The organism is Gulosibacter sediminis, assembly GCF_014904065.1.
Lineage (GTDB): Bacteria > Actinomycetota > Actinomycetes > Actinomycetales > Microbacteriaceae > Gulosibacter > Gulosibacter sediminis.
In genome coordinates, this window is record NZ_JACXJG010000005.1 from 69,785 (window position 1) to 88,030 (window position 18,246).

Sequence of the window (18,246 nt, forward strand, 5' to 3'; positions counted from 1 at the left end):
GGCTCGAGCAACTGCGCAGCGAGCGCGGCCTCGCGGTGCTCCTCATTACCCACGACCTCGGCGTCNNNCGGCCGACCGCGCCGACCGCATGGTCGTGATGCAGCACGGCAAGGTCGTCGAGACCGGCAGGGCCGCGGACGTGCTGCGGGCACCGAAGCACGAGTACACGAAGTCGCTGGTCGCGGCGGCTCCGGGCCTCGGCCGCACCGTCGTGCGCGAGCGGCACTTCGTCGACGAGAGCGACGCGCCACTGCTCGAGCTCGAGGACGTGCACAAGACGTACCGCATTCGCCGAGGCGAGACCCTCGACGCCGTGGGCGGCGTGAGCCTGCACATCCACAAGGGCGAAACGTATGCGCTCGTCGGCGAATCGGGCTCGGGCAAGACGACGACAGCGCGCGTGGCGCTGCAGCTTGAACCGGCCACGTCGGGTCGCGTCAGGTTCGGGGGAGTGGACGTGACGGGCGCCCGCGGCGAGGCCGCTCGCGAGCTGCACCGCCGGTTCCAGCTTGTGCACCAGAGCCCGTTCGCCTCGCTCAACCCATTGCGCACCATCGGCCAGACCATCGCCGAGCCGCTTCGCGAGTTCTCGGTCGTCGCACCGAAGCAGCGGGATGCGCGGGTCGCGGAGTTGCTCGACTCCGTCGCGCTGCCGCCGGAGTTTGCCTCGCGCCGACCCGAGCAGCTCTCGGGTGGCCAGCGCCAGCGCGTCGCGATCGCCCGAGCGCTTGCTTCCGAGCCCGAGTGCATCGTGCTTGACGAGGCCGTCTCGGCCCTCGATGTCTCGGTGCAGGCGCAGGTGCTCGACCTGCTCGCGCGCCTCCAGCGCGAGACCGGGGTCGCGTACCTGTTTATTACGCACGATTTAGGCGTCGTGCGCGAACTCGCCGACCGAGTGGGAGTATTGCGACAGGGCCAGATGGTCGAAACCGGGTACACGACCGAGGTGCTCGACCACCCAACCGAGGCATACACGCGGGCACTCGTGCAGGCGATTCCGGGCACCAATCTCAACGTTGCCGGGGCCTCGCAGCTCACCGGCGCGAACGAATCGAACGACTAGGAGCATGACAGTGACGAGCAAGTTCTCGATCGGACTCGCGGCCAAGGGAGCCGGCTGGCATGCCGGCGCGGATGCGGTGGGCGGCTTCGCGCCGCAGGACCCGGCCGCGTGGGCCAAGCTCGCGCAGCGCGCCGACGAGGCCGGCATCGACGTGCTCACCATCGAAGACTCGCTGGCGCCGCTCGGCACCTCGGCGAGTTTCGACTCGTTCATACTGACGAACTGGCTTGCGCCGCAGACGACGCGCATCGGCCTCGTGCCGGCCGCGACGACGTCGCTGCTCGAGCCGTTCCACACCGCGACCGCCGTGGCAACGCTCGACTACACGTCGGAGGGGCGCGCCGCCGTGCGGCTGCGCACCGGTGGCTTCGCGGACGAGAGCGCCGCGGTCGGTCGAGAGGACACACTCGGCAACATCCGCGAGGCCCGCGCGCTGCCCCCGCAGGAATTCGAGCGACTCATCGCCGATCGCTTCAACGAGGGCGTCGAGTTCGCCGAGGTCGTGCGTCTGCTCTGGGACTCGTGGGAGGACGACGCCGAGATCCGCGACCTCGCGACGAGCCGCTTCATCGACCGCGAGCGCATCCACAACCCCGAGTTCACGGGCGAGCACTTCTCGGTGTTCGGCGCGTCGATTACGCCGCGCCCGCCACAGGGGCAGCCGCCGGTGTTCTCGCTCGCGCACACGCACACGCCGTACCGCTTCGCCGCGGTGACCGCCGACGTCGTGCTCATCACGCCCGAGACCGAGGGCACGCTTGAGGAGATTCTCGCGTCGCTCGCCGAGGGCGCGAGCGCCGTCGACCGGCAGGGCAGCCCGCTCAAGGTCTGGGTCGACTACAACATCCTCATCGCCGATGACGCGGCGGCTCGCCTCGCCGAGCTTGAGGCCGCGGCCGGTGAGCTCGCCAGCGACGCCGCGCTGATTACCGGCACCGCCGATGAGGTGGCCGCACGCATCCTCGAACTGCGCGACGCCGGCATCGACGGCATCCGCGTGCGCCCCCTCGTGACCGACCGCGACACCGAGGCGTTCATCTCGGAGGTACTGCCGAAGCTGCGCGACGCCGGGGTCGAACCCGCCGAGGGCGCCAACCTGCGCGAGCGGCTCGGACTCGCGCCCGCCGCCAACCGTTTCGTGGCAACCCCGCCGTTCACCGCGAACGCGGCCGCAGTCACTGCCAGCACCCAGGAGGTCTCCGCATGAGCGAGCAGCACCGTCAGATTCACTTCGCCGCACACTTCCCGGGCGTCAACCAGCAGACCATCTGGAGCGACCCGAATGCGGGCAGCCAGATCGAGTTCGAGTCGTTCCGTCGCTTCGCGGAAATCGCCGAGCGCGGCGTCATGGACTACATCTTCCTCGCCGAGGGTTTGCGTCTGCGCGAGCGCAACGGCGAGATCCTCGACCTCGACGTGCTCGGCCGCCCGAACACGGTTTCGATCCTCGCGGCGCTCGCCGCTGTGACGAAGCACATCGGCCTCGTCGGCACGCTGACCACCACGTACAACGAACCCGTCGACCTCGCGCGCCAGCTGCGCAGCCTCGACGTGCTGTCGAACGGCCGCGCGGGCTGGAACGTCGTCACGACGACCAACGCCTTCACCGGAGCGAACTTCCGCAAGGGCGATCACCTGCCGTACCCCGAGCGCTATCTGCGCGCGCAGGAAATGATTAGCGCGCTCGAGCAGCTCTGGGAGACCGAGCTCGGCGAGACCACGACGCTCGACAGCCGGTACTTCCAGGCCACCGCGACGCAGACGCTCCCCGCGAGCCCGCAGGGCCGACCGCTGTTGGTGCAGGCGGGCGCTTCGGGCGAGGGGCGCGACATCGCGGCCCGCAACGTTGACGTCGTGTTCTCGATGTTCGGTGAATTCGCCGAGGGCCAGAAGTTCCGCACCGACCTCGACGAGCGACTCGAGCACTTCGGCCGGGGCGCCGAAGACCTCAAGATTCTGCCGGCGATCACGCTCGCGATCGGCGACACCGAGGCCGAGGCACAGGAGCGCGCGCAGGCGATTCGGCACGCGCAGGTGAGCGGCCCGAACGCGATCTACTTCATGGAACAGATCTGGGGGCGTGAGCTGAGCGGCGTCGACCCCGACGGCCCGCTGCCCGACTTCGACCCCGTGCCGCCGACGCACGCGACCGGCCGTGTGCCGCACTACGGCGACGTCGAGGAGCGCACCGCGCTCGTGAACCGCTGGCGCGCCGAGTCGGAGGCCGAGGGTCTCAGCCTGCGCGACCTCGCGGTGCGCGAATACGGTCGCCCGAGCCTCATCGGCACGCCCGAGCAGATCGCCGANCGAGATCATTCGCCGGGTCGACGAGCGCGCCTGCGACGGCTTCACCCTCGTCGGCGACATCGTGCCCGACGGCCTCGCTGAGTTCGTCGACCGAGTCGTGCCGATCCTGCAGGAGCGCGGCGCCTACCGTACCGAATACCCTGAGAACCCCACCCTGCGCGAGCTGCTCGGCAGCGCGGCCGCACCTTCTGTACCGTTGGAGACCCCGGAACGAGTATGAGCCGACACAATCGCGCGATCCGTCTCGTCGACCGCGACGCCCACCAGCCGACCCGCTGCATCACCTTCGTTGGTGCCGGGCCGGCTGCTGCGGGCGTCGTCGAACGAATCGCCGCGAACCAGGCCGAGATCGATGACCGGCCGCTGATCATCCACCTCGTCGACCCCTACCCACCCGGCGCGGGGCGGATCTGGCGCGACCAGCAGTCGGGGCTGCTCAAGCTCAACTCGATGGCCGGCGATGTGACGATGTTCACCGACGACTCAAGCACGATCGACGGAGCGATCGAGCCGGGTCCCGACCTGGCGGCCTGGGCCGAGCTCGTGCGCACCCGCCGCATCACCGACGTCGACATTGACGTTGACCGTGACCCGGAGCTCGCGGCAGAGCTCGACGGACTGCGGCCCGAGAGCTTCCCAACGCGTCGCCTGCACGAGCGCTACATGACCTGGTGCCTCGAGCGCAGCGCCGACCGACTGCAGCCCGGCTCGAAGGTGATGTGGCACCGAGCGGCCGTGGTGAGCGTGACCGACACCGAGACCGGCGCGCAGGTCGTCGAACTCGACTCGGGCGACGAACTCACGACCGATCTCGTCATCTACACCTTCGGCCACCTTGGCTCGCACGTGAGCGGTGAGGCGAAGTTTTTCACCGACTTCGCGCAGGCGAAGCAGGCGCGGTACTACGCGCCGGCGTTCACCGCCGACCTCGACTACGGCGACATTGCGCCCGGCGACGAGGTGCTCGTGCGCGGACTCGGCCTCGCTGCCATCGATCTCGTCGTCATGCTCACCCTTGGCCGTGGCGGCGAGTTCGTGCGCGACCGCGGCGAGCTGCAGTATGTTCCGAGCGGTCGCGAGCCGAAACTGCTGCTGAGCTCGCGTCGCGGCGTGCCGTATCGCTCGAAGGTCGCCGCCCCGCTGCGCGGCAGCCACTACGAGCCGCGCTTCTTCACGCCCGAGATCGCGCAGCAACTCGCCGACTCGGTCGCCGAACTGCAGTTCTACCGTGACCTCTGGCCGCACATCGAACGTGAGCTCCACCACGGGTACTACCTCGAGCTGTTCACGGGCTCGCCCCGCCGCGTCTCGCTGCCGTGGTCGGAGTTCCTCGAGGGGCTCGAGACACTCGACCTCCACGGCGAGGACTACCGGGCGCTCGTCGAGCGCGCGGTGCCGGATGCTGCCGACCGGCTCGACGTGGATGCGCTCGACCGGCCACTCGCTGGCGAACGCTTCGAGAGCGCCGACGAGCTGCAGGCGCGCGTGCGCGAGCACATGCGCAACGACCTGCTGCGCCGCACCGACCACCGCTACTCGGAAAACACCGGCCTGTTCGTGGCACTCTTCCGGATCTACCTCGCCGTGGCCGAGCTCGCGACGGCGCGCAACTGGCAGCCCGAGTCGTACCTCAACGACTTCCAGCGCCGCTGGTACAAGTTCTTTAGCTACATCGCCTCGGGCCCTCCCGGCGAGCGCATCGAGCAGCTCATCGCGCTGAGCGAGGCGGGCGTGATCGAATTCGCCGGTGCCGACGTGCACGTGCGCGCCGACGGTGAGACGGGGCAGTTCGTGGCCACGAGCCCGAGCCTGCCCGGCGAACGCCGCAGCGACACGCTCATCGACGCGTGGCTGCCCGACCCGAGCATCCGCACTACCGATTCCGCGGTGCTGCGCGATCTCATCGACTCCGGTGCGGGCCGCGAGCAGGTCGTCGGCTCGACGCCAAGTGGCTACGTCGACGTGCGACTCAGCGACGGCCGGCTGATCCGCGCTGGCGGTGGCGTGCATCCCCGCCGCTACGCAGTGGGGCCCGGCACGAGCACGCCGCAGGGCGGCGCGTTCGCGCGACCGCACACGAACGCGCTCTCGTTCCGTATCTGGGATCGGGTCGCGCGGGCGATTCTTGGCGAGCTCGTCGAGATTCGCGGCGCGGGTGACCACTCGACCGTGCACACGGGCGCCTCCGACACCGAGCTTGAGCAGATCTTCGACGGGGCCGCGTACTTCCAGCCCGACACCGAGTCGACGCGCTAGCGCACGGCCTAGGCTGGTCGGCATGAGCAAATTCGATCCAGCCGAACTTGCCGAGCAGCTGCGCGACCGCGTGCAGCTCNGTATGCCGAACACCATTGACCGCCTCGCTCGCCTTGTGCGCATCCCCTCGGTTTCGTGGGATGCGTTCGACCGCGAGCACGTGAGCGCGAGCGCCGAACGCGTGCGCGAGCTGTTCGCGGGTACCGGCATGTTCGACGAGGTGGGCATCCACCAGTACGACATCGACGACGAGACGCCTGGGCAGCCGGGCGTGATCGCTCGCCGCGAGGCGAGCGAGGGCTGGCCGACCGTGCTGCTCTACGCCCACCACGACGTGCAGCCGCCCGGACGCGACGAGCTCTGGGACACCCCGGCCTACGAGCCGACGCTTGTGGGGGAGCGGCTCTACGGCCGCGGCGCCAGCGACGACAAGGCCGGCGTGCTGCTGCACGTTGCCGCGCTCGAGACATTGCACGACCTCTGGGAGGCCGACGGCGAGCGCTTCCCGCTCGGCGTTTCGATCTTCGTCGAGGGCGAAGAGGAAAACGGCTCGGGCAGCTTCACGAAGTTCCTCGATGCCCATCGCGAGGCGCTCGGCGCCGATTACATCATCGTCGCCGACAGCGATAACGCGGCAATCGACGTGCCATCGCTCACCGTCGCGCTGCGCGGCAATGTCACCTTCAACCTCACGGTGCGCACGCTGCGCCACGCCTCGCACTCAGGCATGTTCGGCGGCGCGGCACCGGATGCGATGCTCGCGGCAGTGCGTTTGCTCGACACCCTCTGGAACGCCGACGGCTCGGTCGCGGTCGAAGGTGTCGATAGCCACGACGCGCAGGTGCCAGAGATGCCGGCGTCGCAGCTCGTTGAGGAGGCGGGCGTCATCGGCGGTGAGTTGCTCGGCAGCGGCCCCGTGCTCGCGCGCACCTGGTACCAGCCGTCGGTCACCGTCACCGGCATCGACGCGCCCGACGTCGCGAACGCCTCGAACACGCTCATCCCCGAGGTGCGCGTGCGTATCTCGGCTCGCATCGCTCCGGGCACGGACGCCGAGGCCGCGGCCGAGGCGCTGCAGTCACACTTGCGGGCGAATGCGCCGTTCGGTGCCGAGCTCGAGTTCGATTCGCTGAATACCGGCCGGCCGTTCCTCGTCGACGTCGACGGCGATGGTGTCGAGCGGATGCGCGCTGCGATGGCCGAATGCTGGGGCGCGGACGCGCAGCTCTCGGGCATCGGTGGGTCAATCCCGTTCATCGCCGACCTGGTCGACCGCTTCCCGGCGTCGCAGATTCTCGTGACGGGTGTCGAGGACCCAGCAACCCGGGCGCACTCGCCCAACGAGTCGCAGCATCTCGGCGTGCTGCACCGCGCGATCCTCACCGAGGCGTGGTTCCTTGCCGACCTCGCGGAGAATCCGCCGCTTGGTGACGGATCGGCCGAACGGGAATAGAATTTTTCGAAGCGACGTTCTGAACGTCAGAGCGCTGGCGCTGTGACGGCGCGGCGAGGGCAGGAGAAGACATGACACAGGTACTCGATGGCATCACCATCACCGAAAACACGCACGGCGTGACGCTCACGCAGGCGGCCGCCGACAAGGTGAAGTCGCTGCTCACGCAGGAGGGTCGTGATGACCTGCGTCTGCGCGTTGCGGTGCAGCCGGGCGGATGCTCGGGGCTGATTTACCAGCTTTACTTTGACGAGCGCGAGATGGCGAACGATGCGTCGGTCGACTTCGACGGCGTCGAACTCATCGTCGACGAAATGAGCGCGCCCTACCTCGATGGCGCGTCGATCGACTTCGCCGACACGATCGAAAAGCAGGGCTTCGCGATCGACAACCCGAACGCGGGCGGCAGCTGCGCCTGTGGTGACTCGTTCCACTGAGTCTCCTGAGAACCGCGCACGGCGGGTCCGTACTGATACCGGTGCGGGCCCGCCGTTCGTTTCCGTGGCGAACCCGTGTCTGGCCGCCCGCCCGTTGCGAAGGGTCTACACTGAGAGTTGTCTGTATGCATCTTCTCGAAAGGTCCAACGTGCGGAAGAACCACCGGAAAATCGCGGCATCACTGGCGCTTGCTGCCCTCGCCTCGGTGACGCTGGCCGGATGTACTGCCCAGGAGCTCAATGGCTTCATGCCCGGCGAAGTTGGCACAAGCGACTTGGGCGACATGGTCTCGACGTTCTGGGTGAACTCGTGGATCGTGCTGCTTGCCCTCGGTGTGTTTGTCTGGGGACTCATCATCTGGGCGACCGTCGTCTACCGCCGCCGCAAGAACGACACAGGCATGCCGCGACAGATCCGCTATCACATGCCGATCGAGATGCTCTTCACGATCGTGCCAGTGATCTTGGTTGCCGGCTTCTTCGCATTCACCGCGCGTGACCAGGCCATCGCCGAAGAGGTCTACACCGAGGGTGAGATGGACGTACACATTGAGGTGTACGGCAAGCAGTGGGCGTGGGACTTCAACTACCTGCCCGTTGATGGTTCGGAGTACGACGGCAACGTCTACTACCAGGGCGTTCAGGCCGAAGAGGTACGCGACGAGAATGGCGACACGACCGGCGAAATCAACGAGGACGAGCTTCCCACGCTCTACCTGCCGGTTGGCGCGCAGGTGACGATTGACCTCAAGTCCCGAGACGTTGCGCACTCCTTCTGGGTACCGGAGTTCCACTACAAGGAAGACACGATCCCGGGCAAGACCAACCACTTCTCGCTGGTTGCGGAGCGCGAAGGCACGTACATCGGTAAGTGTGCCGAGCTGTGCGGTGAGTACCACTCGATGATGCTCTTCAAGGTGGAGGTCGTCTCTCAGGCCGAGTACAACGAGTACATCCAGTCGCTGCGCGACGAAGGCAACACCGGTGCCGTCGGCGACGAGGCTAACCGCAACAACCAGAACCCTGGCACCAAGGTTCCGGTCATCGAGCACGACGAAGCTGAATAATCTCTAGGGCAGGGTGAAATGACTACTACGCAGAACAGACCCGCGGCAGCGCAGTCGCCGCAGGCCGCAGAGCCCGATTTGACGCCGAGCAAGGTGGGCAACAAGGGCAATTTGATCATCGATCTCCTCACCACCACCGACCACAAGAAGATCGGGTACATGTACCTTGTCTCATCGGTCGTGTGGTTCTGCATTGGTGGCGTGATGGCGCTCCTCATCCGCGGGCAGCTCTTTGCCCCTGGCATGGAGATGATCGCGACGAAGGATCAGTACAACCAGCTCTTCACGATGCACGGCACGATCATGCTGCTGATGTTCGCGACCCCGCTGTTCTCGGGATTCGCCAACGTGCTGCTGCCGCTGCAGATCGGAACGGCCGACGTTGCCTTCCCTCGCCTGAACGCCTTCGCGTACTGGCTCTACTCCTTCGGCGCGATCACTGCCGTGATGGGCTTCCTCACCCCGGGTGGTGCGGCCGCCTTCGGTTGGACCGCCTACACGCCCCTTTCGCTTACGACGTTCTCGCCGAGCGTCGGTGGCAGCCTCTGGCTCGCAGGCCTTGCCCTGACGGGGTACGGCACCATCTTTGGTGCCGTGAACTTCATCACGACGATCGTCACGATGCGCGCGCCGGGTATGACCATGTGGCGCATGCCGATCTTCACTTGGAACACCCTCATCACCTCGATCCTCATCCTGTTCGCCTTCCCGGTGCTCACCGTTGCCTGGTTCGGCGTGCTGATGGACCGCGTATTTGGTACCCATATCTACGACGTGGATTTGGGCGGTGCGATCCTCTACCAGCACCTGTTCTGGTTCTTCGGCCACCCAGAGGTGTACGTCATTGCGCTGCCGTTCTTCGGTATCGTCTCCGAAATCTTCCCTGTGTTCAGCCGCAAGCCGATCTTCGGTTACAAGACGCTCGTGCTCGCTACCATTTCGATCGCCGCGCTGTCGGCTTCGGTGTGGGCGCACCACATGTACGTCACTGGTTCGGTACTCCTGCCGTTCTTCTCGCTGATGACCATGCTCATTGCTGTGCCAACGGGTGTGAAGATCTTCAACTGGCTCGGCACCATGTGGCGCGGTTCGATCACGTTCGAGACACCGATGCTCTGGTCGCTCGGCTTTCTCGTCACCTTCCTCTTTGGTGGTCTCACCGGCGTTATCCTGGCGTCGCCAATGCTCGACTTCCCGATCTCCGATACCTACTTCGTGGTCGCGCACTTCCACTACGTCATCTTCGGTACCGTCGTGTTCGCGATGTTCGCGGGCTTCTACTTCTGGTGGCCGAAGTGGACGGGTAAGATGCTCAACGAGGGCCTCGGCAAGGTTCACTTCTGGCTGCTGTTCGTCGGCTTCCACCTCACATTCCTCGTGCAGCACTGGCTCGGCGTCCTCGGCATGCCCCGTCGCTACTACACCTACCAGGCCGAGGACAACTTCACGTGGGCCAACCAGGTCTCGACCATCGGCGCCATCGTGCTCGCGATCTCGATGATCCCGTTCTTCCTCAACGTGTACCTGACTCACCGCAACGGCAAGAAGGTCACGGTCAACGACCCGTGGGGCTACGGTGGCTCGCTCGAGTGGGCGACCAGCTGCCCGCCGCCGCGCCACAACTTCACGGAGATCCCGCGCATCCGTTCGGAGCGTCCGGCGTTCGACCTCAACCACCCCGAGTACGCGGCGCCGGGTGCCCACCTGGAGTCCGACACCGTTGCGAGCGGAAAGGCGCACTAGTCCAAGATGAAAACCACACGCAATATTCTGTGGGGCCTCACCGCCTTCTACTTCGCAGTGTTCGTCGGTTACACCGTGTGGACCGCGGTTATCGAGAAGGAAGCTGAGTGGGTCGGTATCGTCGCCTTCGCACTCATGAGCCTCTTCTCCGCGTTCATCGCGTGGTACATGGGTCTCGAGAACAAGCCATTCGCTCGTAACCTCCTGCCGGAGGACCGCGAGGAGGCCGAAATCAGCGAGGCTGACCCCGAGCTGGGCGTGTTCGCCCCCCACTCCATGTGGCCCGTGATCCTTGCCGCGGCCATCGCTGCCGTGTTCGCGTCGATCTCCTTCGGCTGGTGGCCGGTCTTCTGGTTTGCCCCGATCGGGGTCGTCGGTCTGCTCGGCTGGATGTTCGAGTTCTACCGCGGCAAGTACGCGCACTAGCGATTCGCTGAACGGAGCCCTGCAATCTCACGGTTGCAGGGCTTCGTTCGGTTCAGGCGGATGCTCGATAATTGGGTGATGGTCACCGCGAACGAACTCGTCGAGCTGCGCATGATTGCCCAAGGGTTCGTCACGGCTCCCTTCGCGACTCCGGCCGTCGCCGCGGCACACCTCTCGGCGTCCCAGGGCCAGCACCTCGGCGGTGTCATTGCTTCCCTGGCACTCCGCACGACGAGCGGGGCGCGCGCCGACGTTGTGTCGGCCTTCGCTCGCGGCGAGATCGTGCGCGGCTATCCGATGCGCGGAACTGTGTTTGCCGTCGCCGCCGACGACCTCGCCTGGCAGCTCGCACTCACCGGGCCCCGCCAGCTCGCCTCCGCCAGGCGACGGCGGATCGAGCACGGGCTCGATGAGTTGGTGCCGCAGGCGGCCGAGCTCGCCCGGGCGGCGATCGCGGCGTCGCCCGACCGAGCCATCACCAGGGCAGCCCTCGGCGAGGCGTGGGAGGCCAACGACATCCCGACCGATTCCGGCCGGCTCTACCACCTCGTGTTCACACTCATGGCCCGGGGCGACGTCGCGTACGGGCCGCTGCGGGGCAGCGACCACCTGCTCGTCGACGCGCACGAGTGGCTGCCGGGCAGTTCGTCCCTCGAGGCGCGTTTCAACAGCGACGAGCGTGCCGCGCTCGGGCACTGGCTTCGGGCGTACCTCACCGGGCATGGTCCGGCGACGCTGCGCGACTTCGCGTGGTGGACGAAGCTGCCGCTTGGGCGCATCCGGGCCGCCGAGGCCGAGGCCACCTCCGAGCTCGAAGCGTACGGCGAGCTCGAGGGCGAGACCCGGTGGGGTCGCGCCGGCCTGCGCGAGGAGCGCGAGCGAATCGGCGCCGAGACGCTCGCCGTTGGCCGCCTGCTGCCCCCGTTCGACGAATTGGTACTCGGGTATCCCGACCGCCACTACATCGTGCCAGCGGAGCACCACGCCCGACTCGTGCCGGGCAACAACGGCGTCTTTCGCCCCTCGGCGGTCCGCCGCGGCGCGATTCTCGGCACCTGGAGCGCGAAGCAGCGGGCGGCGGGCCGCGAGTTCTTGCTCGAATCGTTCGCCGAGTCGGTGTCGGAGGCGGCGCGGGCCGAGTTCGCGCGCGCGTTCGCGAGCTATCCGCATCCAGAGCCGGATGCGGCGGGGGAGTAGCGCTCAGCCGCGCTAGTCGCCGTAGTGGTCGCGCACGATCTCGCCCGCGGTCACGGCGTCGCGGAAGCGCCGGACGTTGCCGGGGTGGATCGCGACGAAGCTGAAGAGGATGCCGACGATGGCAGTCCAGGCGAGCAGCGTCAGCACGTCGCCGGTCAGAGTCATGGGGATGAACCCGACGACGTACCCGCCGGCCATCGCGGCGGCGGCGTCGCCAGCCGAGAGGCGGGCCACGCGCGCCTCGGTGAAGTCCTTCGTGCCGGGCACGAACGAACGCATCACGACATAGCCGAGCGCGTAGCCGACCGACACGAGCGCGCTGACGATGAGCCAGCTGCCGAAGAGCGCCGGGAAACCGCTGGCGGCGAGATTCTGTCGGCCGGTCTCGGTGGCGTAATGAAAGAGGAAAAACGAAACACCCCAGGCGAGGAAGGTGGTGACACCGATCGCAACCGCCGTCGGGCGCACCGGGCCACGAATCGCCGAAGCAAACACGCGAACATCGTCGTCGTGCGCTGCGGCGCCCCCCGCCGGGGTGTTTCGCGGCATCGACTATTCGCCGAAGTTCGACTCAACGAGCGCGACGAGACCATTCACGGCGGCCTCGGCCTCGGGGCCCTCGGCGACGAGGGCGAGCTCGGTGCCCTTGGTGGCGCCCATGGCCATGATGCCGAGGAGGCTCTTCGCGTCAACGCCGTTGACGGTGACCTTCGCGTCGTACTTCGAGGCCTCCTTGACGAATTCCGAGGCGGGGCGGGCGTGCAGCCCGGTTTCGTTGTTCAGGGTGACGCTGCGGCTGATCTGATCGGACATAGTTACTCCTCGCGGTGATGCACTGGCGTGCGGCGGACGGCTTCTACCGTACTCAAACTTCGGTGTTGAACTTCTGGGATGCGGCCACGAATTGGTCAAGCTGTTCGATGACCTTGCCGCTGTCGATCGCCGCTGCCGCGACCTCGATCTTTTCGGCGAGGCGATCCCGAATCGGGCGCTCGATCGACTCGGGCGACTTGGCGAGGTCGAACGCGACGAGACCAGCAGCCGAGTTGAGCAGCACGATGTCGCGCACGGCGCCAGCGCGGTCGCCGCGCAGCGTCTCGCGGGCAATCTCGGCGTTGAACTCGGGCGTGCCACCGAGCAGCTCCTCGAGGTCGTAGGTGCCGAGGCCCACATCGCGGGGGTGCAGGTCATGCTCGGCGACGTCGCCGCCCGAGACCTCCCAGATGTGCGAGTAGCCGGTCACGGTGAGCTCGTCGAGGCCGTCGTCGCCGCGGAACACGAGCGCGGCGGCGCCACGCGTGCGAAACACGCCGACGATCACGGGGATCGATTCGCGGCGGGCGACGCCGACGGCGGATGCCTCGGCTCGCGTCGGGTTCGAGAGCGGGCCGAGCGAGTTGAACACGGTCGGAACACCGAGCTCCTTGCGCACCTTGCCCGCGTAGCCGAAGCCCGGGTGGAACAGTGAGGCGTAGAGAAATGCCTGGCCCGTCTCGGCGAAGATCTGCTCGAGGGCCTCGGCGTCGGTGCTGTGCACGGCGCCGAGCGCAGTGAGCACGTCAGAGGCGCCTGACTTCGCCGAGGCGGCGCGGCCGCCATGCTTGAGCACAGGGGTGCCGGTGGCAGCGATCACGAACGACGACATCGTCGAGACGTTGACGGTGCCGATCATGTCGCCGCCGGTGCCGACAATGTCGACGCCCCAGGCGGGGAGCTTGGTGGGCACGGCCTTCGCGAGAATGGCATCCCGGAAGCCAATGACCTCTTCGACGGTCTCGCCCTTGGCCCGCAGCGCGATGAGCCATGCGGCAAGTCGAGCGTCGGTGACGTTGCCAGCCATGACTTCTTCCATGGCCCAGGTTGCCTGGCGAACTGAGAGGTCCTCGCCGCGAAGCAGGGAATCAAGCATTTCGGGCCATGTTTGCAGCGAAGTCATAACAAAAAGAGTAGCGGGCGAAGAAATGCCGCCCCGCCTGTCAACTTTGCGAACCTGGGAAATCGGTCATAATGGTCATGTGACTTCTGCATCTCCCACTCCGACTGCACCGCGGGTCCATCGCCCCAATACTGTGGCGATTGGCACGATCGTCTGGCTTGGCTCCGAAGTAATGTTCTTCGCTGGCCTGTTCGCCATCTTCTTCACGCTTCAGGCCATGGCCCCGGCGCAGTTCGATGCCGGGCACGCCATGCTGAACATCCCCTTCGCCGTTGGCAACACGATCGTCCTCATCTCGAGCTCGTTCACGTGCCAGATCGGCGTTTCGCACGCTGAGGCTGGCCGTCGCAGCCGCAAGGACAACGGCGGTCGCTGGGCCACCATTGAGTGGTTCTACCTCAGCGCGATCCTCGGTTCGATATTCATCGCGGGTCAGGTCTTCGAGTACGCCACGCTGGTCAGCGAGGGCTACGTGCTCAACCTGAACTCGTACACGAGTGCCTTCTTCATGGCCACGGGCTTCCACGGTCTGCACGTGACGGGCGGCATTCTTGCCTTCCTCATCGTGATCGTGCGCCTCTACGCCGTCCGCAAGATGGGCAAGCGCGAGATGCAGAGCGCCATGGCGATCTCCTACTACTGGCACTTCGTTGATGTCGTCTGGGTGGGCCTGTTCTTCGTCATCTACATCCTGCCGTTCATTCAGTAGCCGAGCCGAGGAGAAAGTTCGCTCATGTCTCTCACCACAACGAACCGCTCGGCCGCGAAGCGGAAGTCACGAGGGCGCGCACGTCGCAGCCCGCTCGCGACCGCGGCCCTGCTGGGAATCGGCCTGCTGCTGACGGGTGGCGCCTACGGTGCCATTGACACCGTCGTGGCCAACGCTGCCGAGGGTGGCAGCGAGGTCGACATGAACAGCGCGCAGACCATCGAGGCCGGCGAGACGCTGTTCAACTCGAACTGCGCCACCTGCCACGGTATGAACGCGGTTGGCACCACCGAAGGCCCGAGCTTGATCGGTGTCGGCGCCGCCGCCGTCGACTTCCAGGTCGGCACCGGCCGCATGCCGATGCAGAACAACGCGCCGCAGGCGCCCGCCAAGCCCGTGCAGTTCACCGACGAAGCGACTGCGCAGCTCGCGGCCTACGTCGCATCGCTCGCCCCCGGCCCCGCGATTCCGGACGACGAGTACCTGCAGGGTGACGGCGACGCCGCCCGCGGTGCAGAACTCTTCCGCATCAACTGCGCCATGTGCCACAACGTCGCCGCTGCCGGCGGTGCGCTCACCGAGGGCAAGTTCGCTCCCGAGCTGCAGACGGTCGCGCCCGAGCACATCTACGAGGCCATGGTCACAGGCCCGCAGAACATGCCGGTCTTCAGCGACACGAACCTCACGCCGCAGGACAAGGCCGACATCATCACCTCGATTCAGTGGATGACGCAGAACACCTCGATGGTCGGCGGCTACAACCTCGGGTCGATCGGCCCCGTCGCGGAGGGTCTGTTCATCTGGATCTTCGGCCTCGGTGCTGCCACCGGCTTTGCCATCTGGATCACTTCGCGGCCTAACTAGCCGTTCGATTCGTCACGTTTTTACTCCTCCACACTCCAGAAAGGCATCACCATGGCTGAAGACGAACACGGCGGCGAGCTTCGCACCGCCAATTCGTCGGACCGTGAGGTCAGCTCTGGCACGCTCGTAGAGCCCGCCGAGCCGCTCGAGAATCCGGGTCTGCCGGCGCATCACCACAAGGTGACCGACACGGATTCCGCTAAGGAAAAGAACACGGCGCGCGTCATCACGCTGCTGTTCTGGATCTCTCTCGCGTCCACGATTTTTGCGGTGCTCGCCTACTTCATCTGGCCGATCGACCGTGAAGACATCACGAGCGTTCGCTGGAACAACATGTTCGTCGGCCTCGGCATTGCCTTCGGCATGCTCTCGATCGGCTTCGGCGCGGTCGCGTGGTCGAAGTACCTGATGAAGGACGAGGAGATGGCCGAGGCCCGTCACAAGACGGGGGGCTCGCCGGCGACCAAGAAGCGCGTTGCCGAGATCTTCAAGCAAGCCGATGAGGAGTCGGGCTTCAGTCGTCGCAAGCTGCTACGCAACTCGCTCATCACCTCGGTGCTCGCGCTGCCGCTGCCCGGCATCGTGATGCTGCGCGACTTCTACAACGCGAACAACCCGAAGCCCGTTGAACTCATGCACGAAACGCTCTGGGACACCGGCGTGCGCCTCGTACGCGACCCCACCGGCACGCCCATCAAGGCGTCCGAGGTCACCATCGGGTCCGCGTTCCACGTGATCCCCGACGGCCTGCTCGAGGTCGAGCACGGCATGCTCAACGAGAAGGCAAAGGCCGTCGTGTTGCTCATGCGTCTGCCCGAGGAAAGCCTCAACGAGGCCGAGGACCGCAAGGACTGGTCGTACCACGGCATCGTCGCGTACTCGAAGGTCTGTACTCACGTCGGTTGCCCGGTCGCGCTCTACGAGCAGCAGACCCACCACCTGCTGTGCCCCTGCCACCAGTCGCAGTTCGATGTGACTGACCACTGCCGCGTCATCTTCGGCCCGGCGGGCCGTCCGTTGCCGCAGCTGCCCATCACCGTTGACAGCGAGGGTTACCTGGTCGCTCAGAGTGACTTCCACGAGCCTGTCGGCCCGACCTTCTGGGAGCGTCGCCATGACTACAACGTTTAAGGCACCTGCCGCCGAGACCGGCGCGGTCGCGAAGGCGGCCGTCTGGTTCGACGAGCGCACGAGCGTCTCGGGCGCCGTGAAGGAGCTCGGCCGCAAGATCTTCCCCGACCACTGGTCGTTCATGCTCGGTGAGGTCGCGCTCTACAGCTTTATCGCGATCCTCCTCTCGGGCACGTTTCTCACCTTCTTCTTCGACCCGTCGATGGCGCACGTCGAGTACGAAGGCTCGTACGTGCCGCTGCAGGGCATGGGTATGTCGGCAGCCATGGCGTCGACGCTCGACATCTCGTTTGATGTCCGCGGTGGTCTGCTCATGCGCCAGGTGCACCACTGGGCGGCGCTGCTGTTCGTGGCGTCGATCATGCTGCACATGGCCCGCATCTACTTCACCGGTGCGTTCCGCAAGCCGCGTGAACTCAACTGGGTCATCGGCCTCGTGCTCTGGGTCATCGCGATGCTCGAGGGCTTCTCGGGCTACTCGCTGCCTGACGACCTGCTCTCGGGTAACGGTCTTCGCATCGTCGACGGCATGATTAAGGGCGTTCCAGTGCTCGGCACCTGGATCTCCTTCTGGCTGTTCGGCGGCGAGTTCCCTGGTGACGCGATCGTCGGCCGCCTCTACTCACTGCACATCATGCTGCTGCCGGCCTTGCTCATCGTGTTCCTCGTGCTGCACCTGCTGCTCATGGTCGTGAACAAGCACACGCAGTGGCCTGGCCCCGGTAAGACCGAGGGCAACGTCGTCGGCAACCCGGTACTCCCGGTGTTCGCGGGCAAGGCCGTTGGCTTCATGTTCCTCGTGCTCGGCCTCATCTTCTTCATCGCGTCGACGTTCCAGATCAACCCGATTTGGAACTATGGCCCGTACGACCCGTCGCCGGTTTCGGCAGGTACGCAGCCTGACTGGTACATCGGCTTCGGTGACGGCATGCTGCGACTGATCCCGCCGGGCCTCGAGGTTCCGATCGGCACGAGCTACACGATCACGTTCGCGATCCTCATCCCGTTCGCGTTCATGGGTCTGTTCGTCATCGGCCTGTTCGTGTACCCGTTCATCGAGTCGTGGATCACGGGTGACAAGCGCGAGCACCACCTGCTCGACCGACCGCGCAACGTGCCGTTCCGCACCGCGCTCGGCGCCGCGTGGATCAGCTTCTACGCCACAATGTGGGCGGCCGCGTCGTCCGACCTCATCGCCACGCACTTCCACATGGCGATGGAGCACGTCATCCACTTCCTACAGTTCTGGTTGATCATCGGAACGTTCATCGTCTACTTCGTCGTGCACCGCGCGTGTATCGCGCTGCAGAAGGCCGACCGCAACCTCGCGCTGCACGGCCACGAGTCGGGCCGCGTCGTGCGCCTGCCGCACGGTGAGTTCCAGGAAGTCCACGTGCCCCTCACTGACGACGAGCAGTTCGAGCTGCAGTACGACAACTTCGTGCCGGTGCAGCCCTACACGGATGCAAATGGCAAGAAGCAGGGCAAGCTGCGTGCGCGCCTGTCGCGCTGGTTCTTCGCCGACCGCATCGAGCCGGTCACGAAGGCTGAGATCGAGGCAAGCAAACACCACCACGGTGAACTGCACTAACGCCGCAGAACGAGGGCGGGCCCGAAGCANTTCGCGTGAGTTTCGCCGCTCTCGAAATACTGCAGG

The 18,246-nt window shown here is 66.2% G+C and carries 18 protein-coding genes; 15 read left to right on the top strand and 3 right to left on the bottom strand.

Translation table 11 applies throughout. The features are described 5' to 3' along the window. The first annotated feature begins 88 nt into the window (after nucleotides 1–88). The 11 genes from ID132_RS13460 to ID132_RS02270 all read left to right on the top strand — a co-directional run bounded on the left by ID132_RS13460 (nucleotide 89) and on the right by ID132_RS02270 (nucleotide 11,949). On the top strand, nucleotides 89–1,063 hold the full coding sequence (locus ID132_RS13460) for an ABC transporter ATP-binding protein (protein ID WP_235988232.1): 975 nt from the start codon (nucleotides 89–91) through the stop codon (nucleotides 1,061–1,063). A 10-nt stretch (nucleotides 1,064–1,073) separates the two neighbouring features. Then, a complete protein-coding gene (locus ID132_RS02230; protein ID WP_193127758.1) occupies nucleotides 1,074–2,270 on the top strand; it encodes an LLM class flavin-dependent oxidoreductase in 1,197 nt (398 codons plus the stop codon). After that, the gene (locus ID132_RS02235) at nucleotides 2,267–3,451 is read left to right on the top strand and encodes an LLM class flavin-dependent oxidoreductase (RefSeq protein WP_235988234.1); all 1,185 of its coding nucleotides are present in this window, start codon (nucleotides 2,267–2,269) and stop codon (nucleotides 3,449–3,451) included. Before ID132_RS02230 ends, ID132_RS02235 begins: the two co-directional genes overlap by 4 nt. Then, entirely contained in the window at nucleotides 3,432–3,590 is a 159-nt protein-coding gene (locus tag ID132_RS13465) for a hypothetical protein (protein ID WP_235988235.1), read from the top strand. The genes ID132_RS02235 and ID132_RS13465 overlap by 20 nt, the downstream gene beginning before the upstream one ends. Further along, the gene (locus ID132_RS02240; RefSeq protein WP_193127759.1) at nucleotides 3,587–5,626 is read left to right on the top strand and encodes an FAD/NAD(P)-binding protein; all 2,040 of its coding nucleotides are present in this window, start codon (nucleotides 3,587–3,589) and stop codon (nucleotides 5,624–5,626) included. Before ID132_RS13465 ends, ID132_RS02240 begins: the two co-directional genes overlap by 4 nt. Before the next feature lie 22 nt (nucleotides 5,627–5,648). Further along, entirely contained in the window at nucleotides 5,649–7,079 is a 1,431-nt protein-coding gene (locus tag ID132_RS02245) for a dipeptidase (RefSeq protein WP_193127760.1), read from the top strand. Between the two features lie 71 nt (nucleotides 7,080–7,150). Further along, nucleotides 7,151–7,516 carry an iron-sulfur cluster insertion protein ErpA gene (gene erpA / locus ID132_RS02250; RefSeq protein WP_125105776.1) on the top strand — a complete coding sequence of 122 codons (366 nt, stop codon included), beginning with the start codon at nucleotides 7,151–7,153 and terminating at the stop codon, nucleotides 7,514–7,516. A 125-nt stretch (nucleotides 7,517–7,641) separates the two neighbouring features. After that, nucleotides 7,642–8,583, top strand: a complete 942-nt coding sequence (gene ctaC / locus ID132_RS02255) for an aa3-type cytochrome oxidase subunit II (protein WP_193127761.1) — start codon at nucleotides 7,642–7,644, stop codon at nucleotides 8,581–8,583. Between the two features lie 18 nt (nucleotides 8,584–8,601). After that, a complete protein-coding gene (ctaD, locus tag ID132_RS02260; RefSeq protein WP_193127762.1) occupies nucleotides 8,602–10,326 on the top strand; it encodes an aa3-type cytochrome oxidase subunit I in 1,725 nt (574 codons plus the stop codon). Nucleotides 10,327–10,332: 6 nt separating this feature from the next. Beyond that, nucleotides 10,333–10,752, top strand: a complete 420-nt coding sequence (ctaF, locus tag ID132_RS02265; RefSeq protein WP_193127763.1) for an aa3-type cytochrome oxidase subunit IV — start codon at nucleotides 10,333–10,335, stop codon at nucleotides 10,750–10,752. A 60-nt stretch (nucleotides 10,753–10,812) separates the two neighbouring features. Beyond that, a complete protein-coding gene (locus ID132_RS02270) occupies nucleotides 10,813–11,949 on the top strand; it encodes a winged helix DNA-binding domain-containing protein (RefSeq protein WP_235988236.1) in 1,137 nt (378 codons plus the stop codon). Between the two features lie 12 nt (nucleotides 11,950–11,961). Here ID132_RS02270 and ID132_RS02275 read toward each other — a convergent pair whose 3' ends face one another. Genes ID132_RS02275 through trpD form a run of 3 tightly spaced genes read right to left on the bottom strand, consistent with a single transcriptional unit; the run spans nucleotide 11,962 to nucleotide 13,885 of the window. Then, nucleotides 11,962–12,498 carry a hypothetical protein gene (locus ID132_RS02275; protein ID WP_125105781.1) on the bottom strand — a complete coding sequence of 179 codons (537 nt, stop codon included), beginning with the start codon at nucleotides 12,496–12,498 and terminating at the stop codon, nucleotides 11,962–11,964. Nucleotides 12,499–12,501: 3 nt separating this feature from the next. Further along, nucleotides 12,502–12,762, bottom strand: coding sequence for an HPr family phosphocarrier protein (locus ID132_RS02280; RefSeq protein WP_193127766.1), 261 nt, complete (start codon nucleotides 12,760–12,762; stop codon nucleotides 12,502–12,504). Nucleotides 12,763–12,814: 52 nt separating this feature from the next. Then, the gene (trpD, locus tag ID132_RS02285; protein ID WP_193127767.1) at nucleotides 12,815–13,885 is read right to left on the bottom strand and encodes an anthranilate phosphoribosyltransferase; all 1,071 of its coding nucleotides are present in this window, start codon (nucleotides 13,883–13,885) and stop codon (nucleotides 12,815–12,817) included. A 25-nt stretch (nucleotides 13,886–13,910) separates the two neighbouring features. Here trpD and ctaE point away from each other — a divergent pair, with 25 nt between their 5' ends. Genes ctaE through qcrB form a run of 4 tightly spaced genes read left to right on the top strand, consistent with a single transcriptional unit; the run spans nucleotide 13,911 to nucleotide 18,180 of the window. Beyond that, nucleotides 13,911–14,594, top strand: a complete 684-nt coding sequence (gene ctaE, locus ID132_RS02290) for an aa3-type cytochrome oxidase subunit III (protein WP_125105783.1) — start codon at nucleotides 13,911–13,913, stop codon at nucleotides 14,592–14,594. A gap of 24 nt (nucleotides 14,595–14,618) precedes the next feature. Next, the gene (qcrC, locus tag ID132_RS02295; RefSeq protein WP_125105784.1) at nucleotides 14,619–15,458 is read left to right on the top strand and encodes a cytochrome bc1 complex diheme cytochrome c subunit; all 840 of its coding nucleotides are present in this window, start codon (nucleotides 14,619–14,621) and stop codon (nucleotides 15,456–15,458) included. 51 nt (nucleotides 15,459–15,509) lie between these two features. Further along, nucleotides 15,510–16,589 carry a cytochrome bc1 complex Rieske iron-sulfur subunit gene (gene qcrA, locus ID132_RS02300; RefSeq protein ID WP_193127768.1) on the top strand — a complete coding sequence of 360 codons (1,080 nt, stop codon included), beginning with the start codon at nucleotides 15,510–15,512 and terminating at the stop codon, nucleotides 16,587–16,589. Further along, entirely contained in the window at nucleotides 16,573–18,180 is a 1,608-nt protein-coding gene (gene qcrB, locus ID132_RS02305; RefSeq protein ID WP_125105786.1) for a cytochrome bc1 complex cytochrome b subunit, read from the top strand. The genes qcrA and qcrB overlap by 17 nt, the downstream gene beginning before the upstream one ends. Nucleotides 18,181–18,246: the final 66 nt, after the last annotated feature.

Bases quoted from the DNA above. Each gene is read 5' to 3' on its own strand.
- ID132_RS13460 (WP_235988232.1), top strand. From the start codon at position 89: ATGGTCGTGATGCAGCACGGCAAGGTCGTCGAGACCGGCAGGGCCGCG.
- ID132_RS02240 (WP_193127759.1), top strand. From the start codon at position 3,587: ATGAGCCGACACAATCGCGCGATCCGTCTCGTCGACCGCGACGCCCAC.
- erpA (WP_125105776.1), top strand. From the start codon at position 7,151: ATGACACAGGTACTCGATGGCATCACCATCACCGAAAACACGCACGGC.
- ctaC (WP_193127761.1), top strand. From the start codon at position 7,642: ATGCATCTTCTCGAAAGGTCCAACGTGCGGAAGAACCACCGGAAAATC.
- ctaD (WP_193127762.1), top strand. From the start codon at position 8,602: ATGACTACTACGCAGAACAGACCCGCGGCAGCGCAGTCGCCGCAGGCC.
- ctaF (WP_193127763.1), top strand. From the start codon at position 10,333: ATGAAAACCACACGCAATATTCTGTGGGGCCTCACCGCCTTCTACTTC.
- ID132_RS02270 (WP_235988236.1), top strand. From the start codon at position 10,813: ATGCTCGATAATTGGGTGATGGTCACCGCGAACGAACTCGTCGAGCTG.
- ID132_RS02275 (WP_125105781.1), bottom strand. From the start codon at position 12,498: ATGCCGCGAAACACCCCGGCGGGGGGCGCCGCAGCGCACGACGACGAT.
- ID132_RS02280 (WP_193127766.1), bottom strand. From the start codon at position 12,762: ATGTCCGATCAGATCAGCCGCAGCGTCACCCTGAACAACGAAACCGGG.
- trpD (WP_193127767.1), bottom strand. From the start codon at position 13,885: ATGACTTCGCTGCAAACATGGCCCGAAATGCTTGATTCCCTGCTTCGC.
- ctaE (WP_125105783.1), top strand. From the start codon at position 13,911: ATGCCGCCCCGCCTGTCAACTTTGCGAACCTGGGAAATCGGTCATAAT.
- qcrC (WP_125105784.1), top strand. From the start codon at position 14,619: ATGTCTCTCACCACAACGAACCGCTCGGCCGCGAAGCGGAAGTCACGA.
- qcrA (WP_193127768.1), top strand. From the start codon at position 15,510: ATGGCTGAAGACGAACACGGCGGCGAGCTTCGCACCGCCAATTCGTCG.
- qcrB (WP_125105786.1), top strand. From the start codon at position 16,573: ATGACTACAACGTTTAAGGCACCTGCCGCCGAGACCGGCGCGGTCGCG.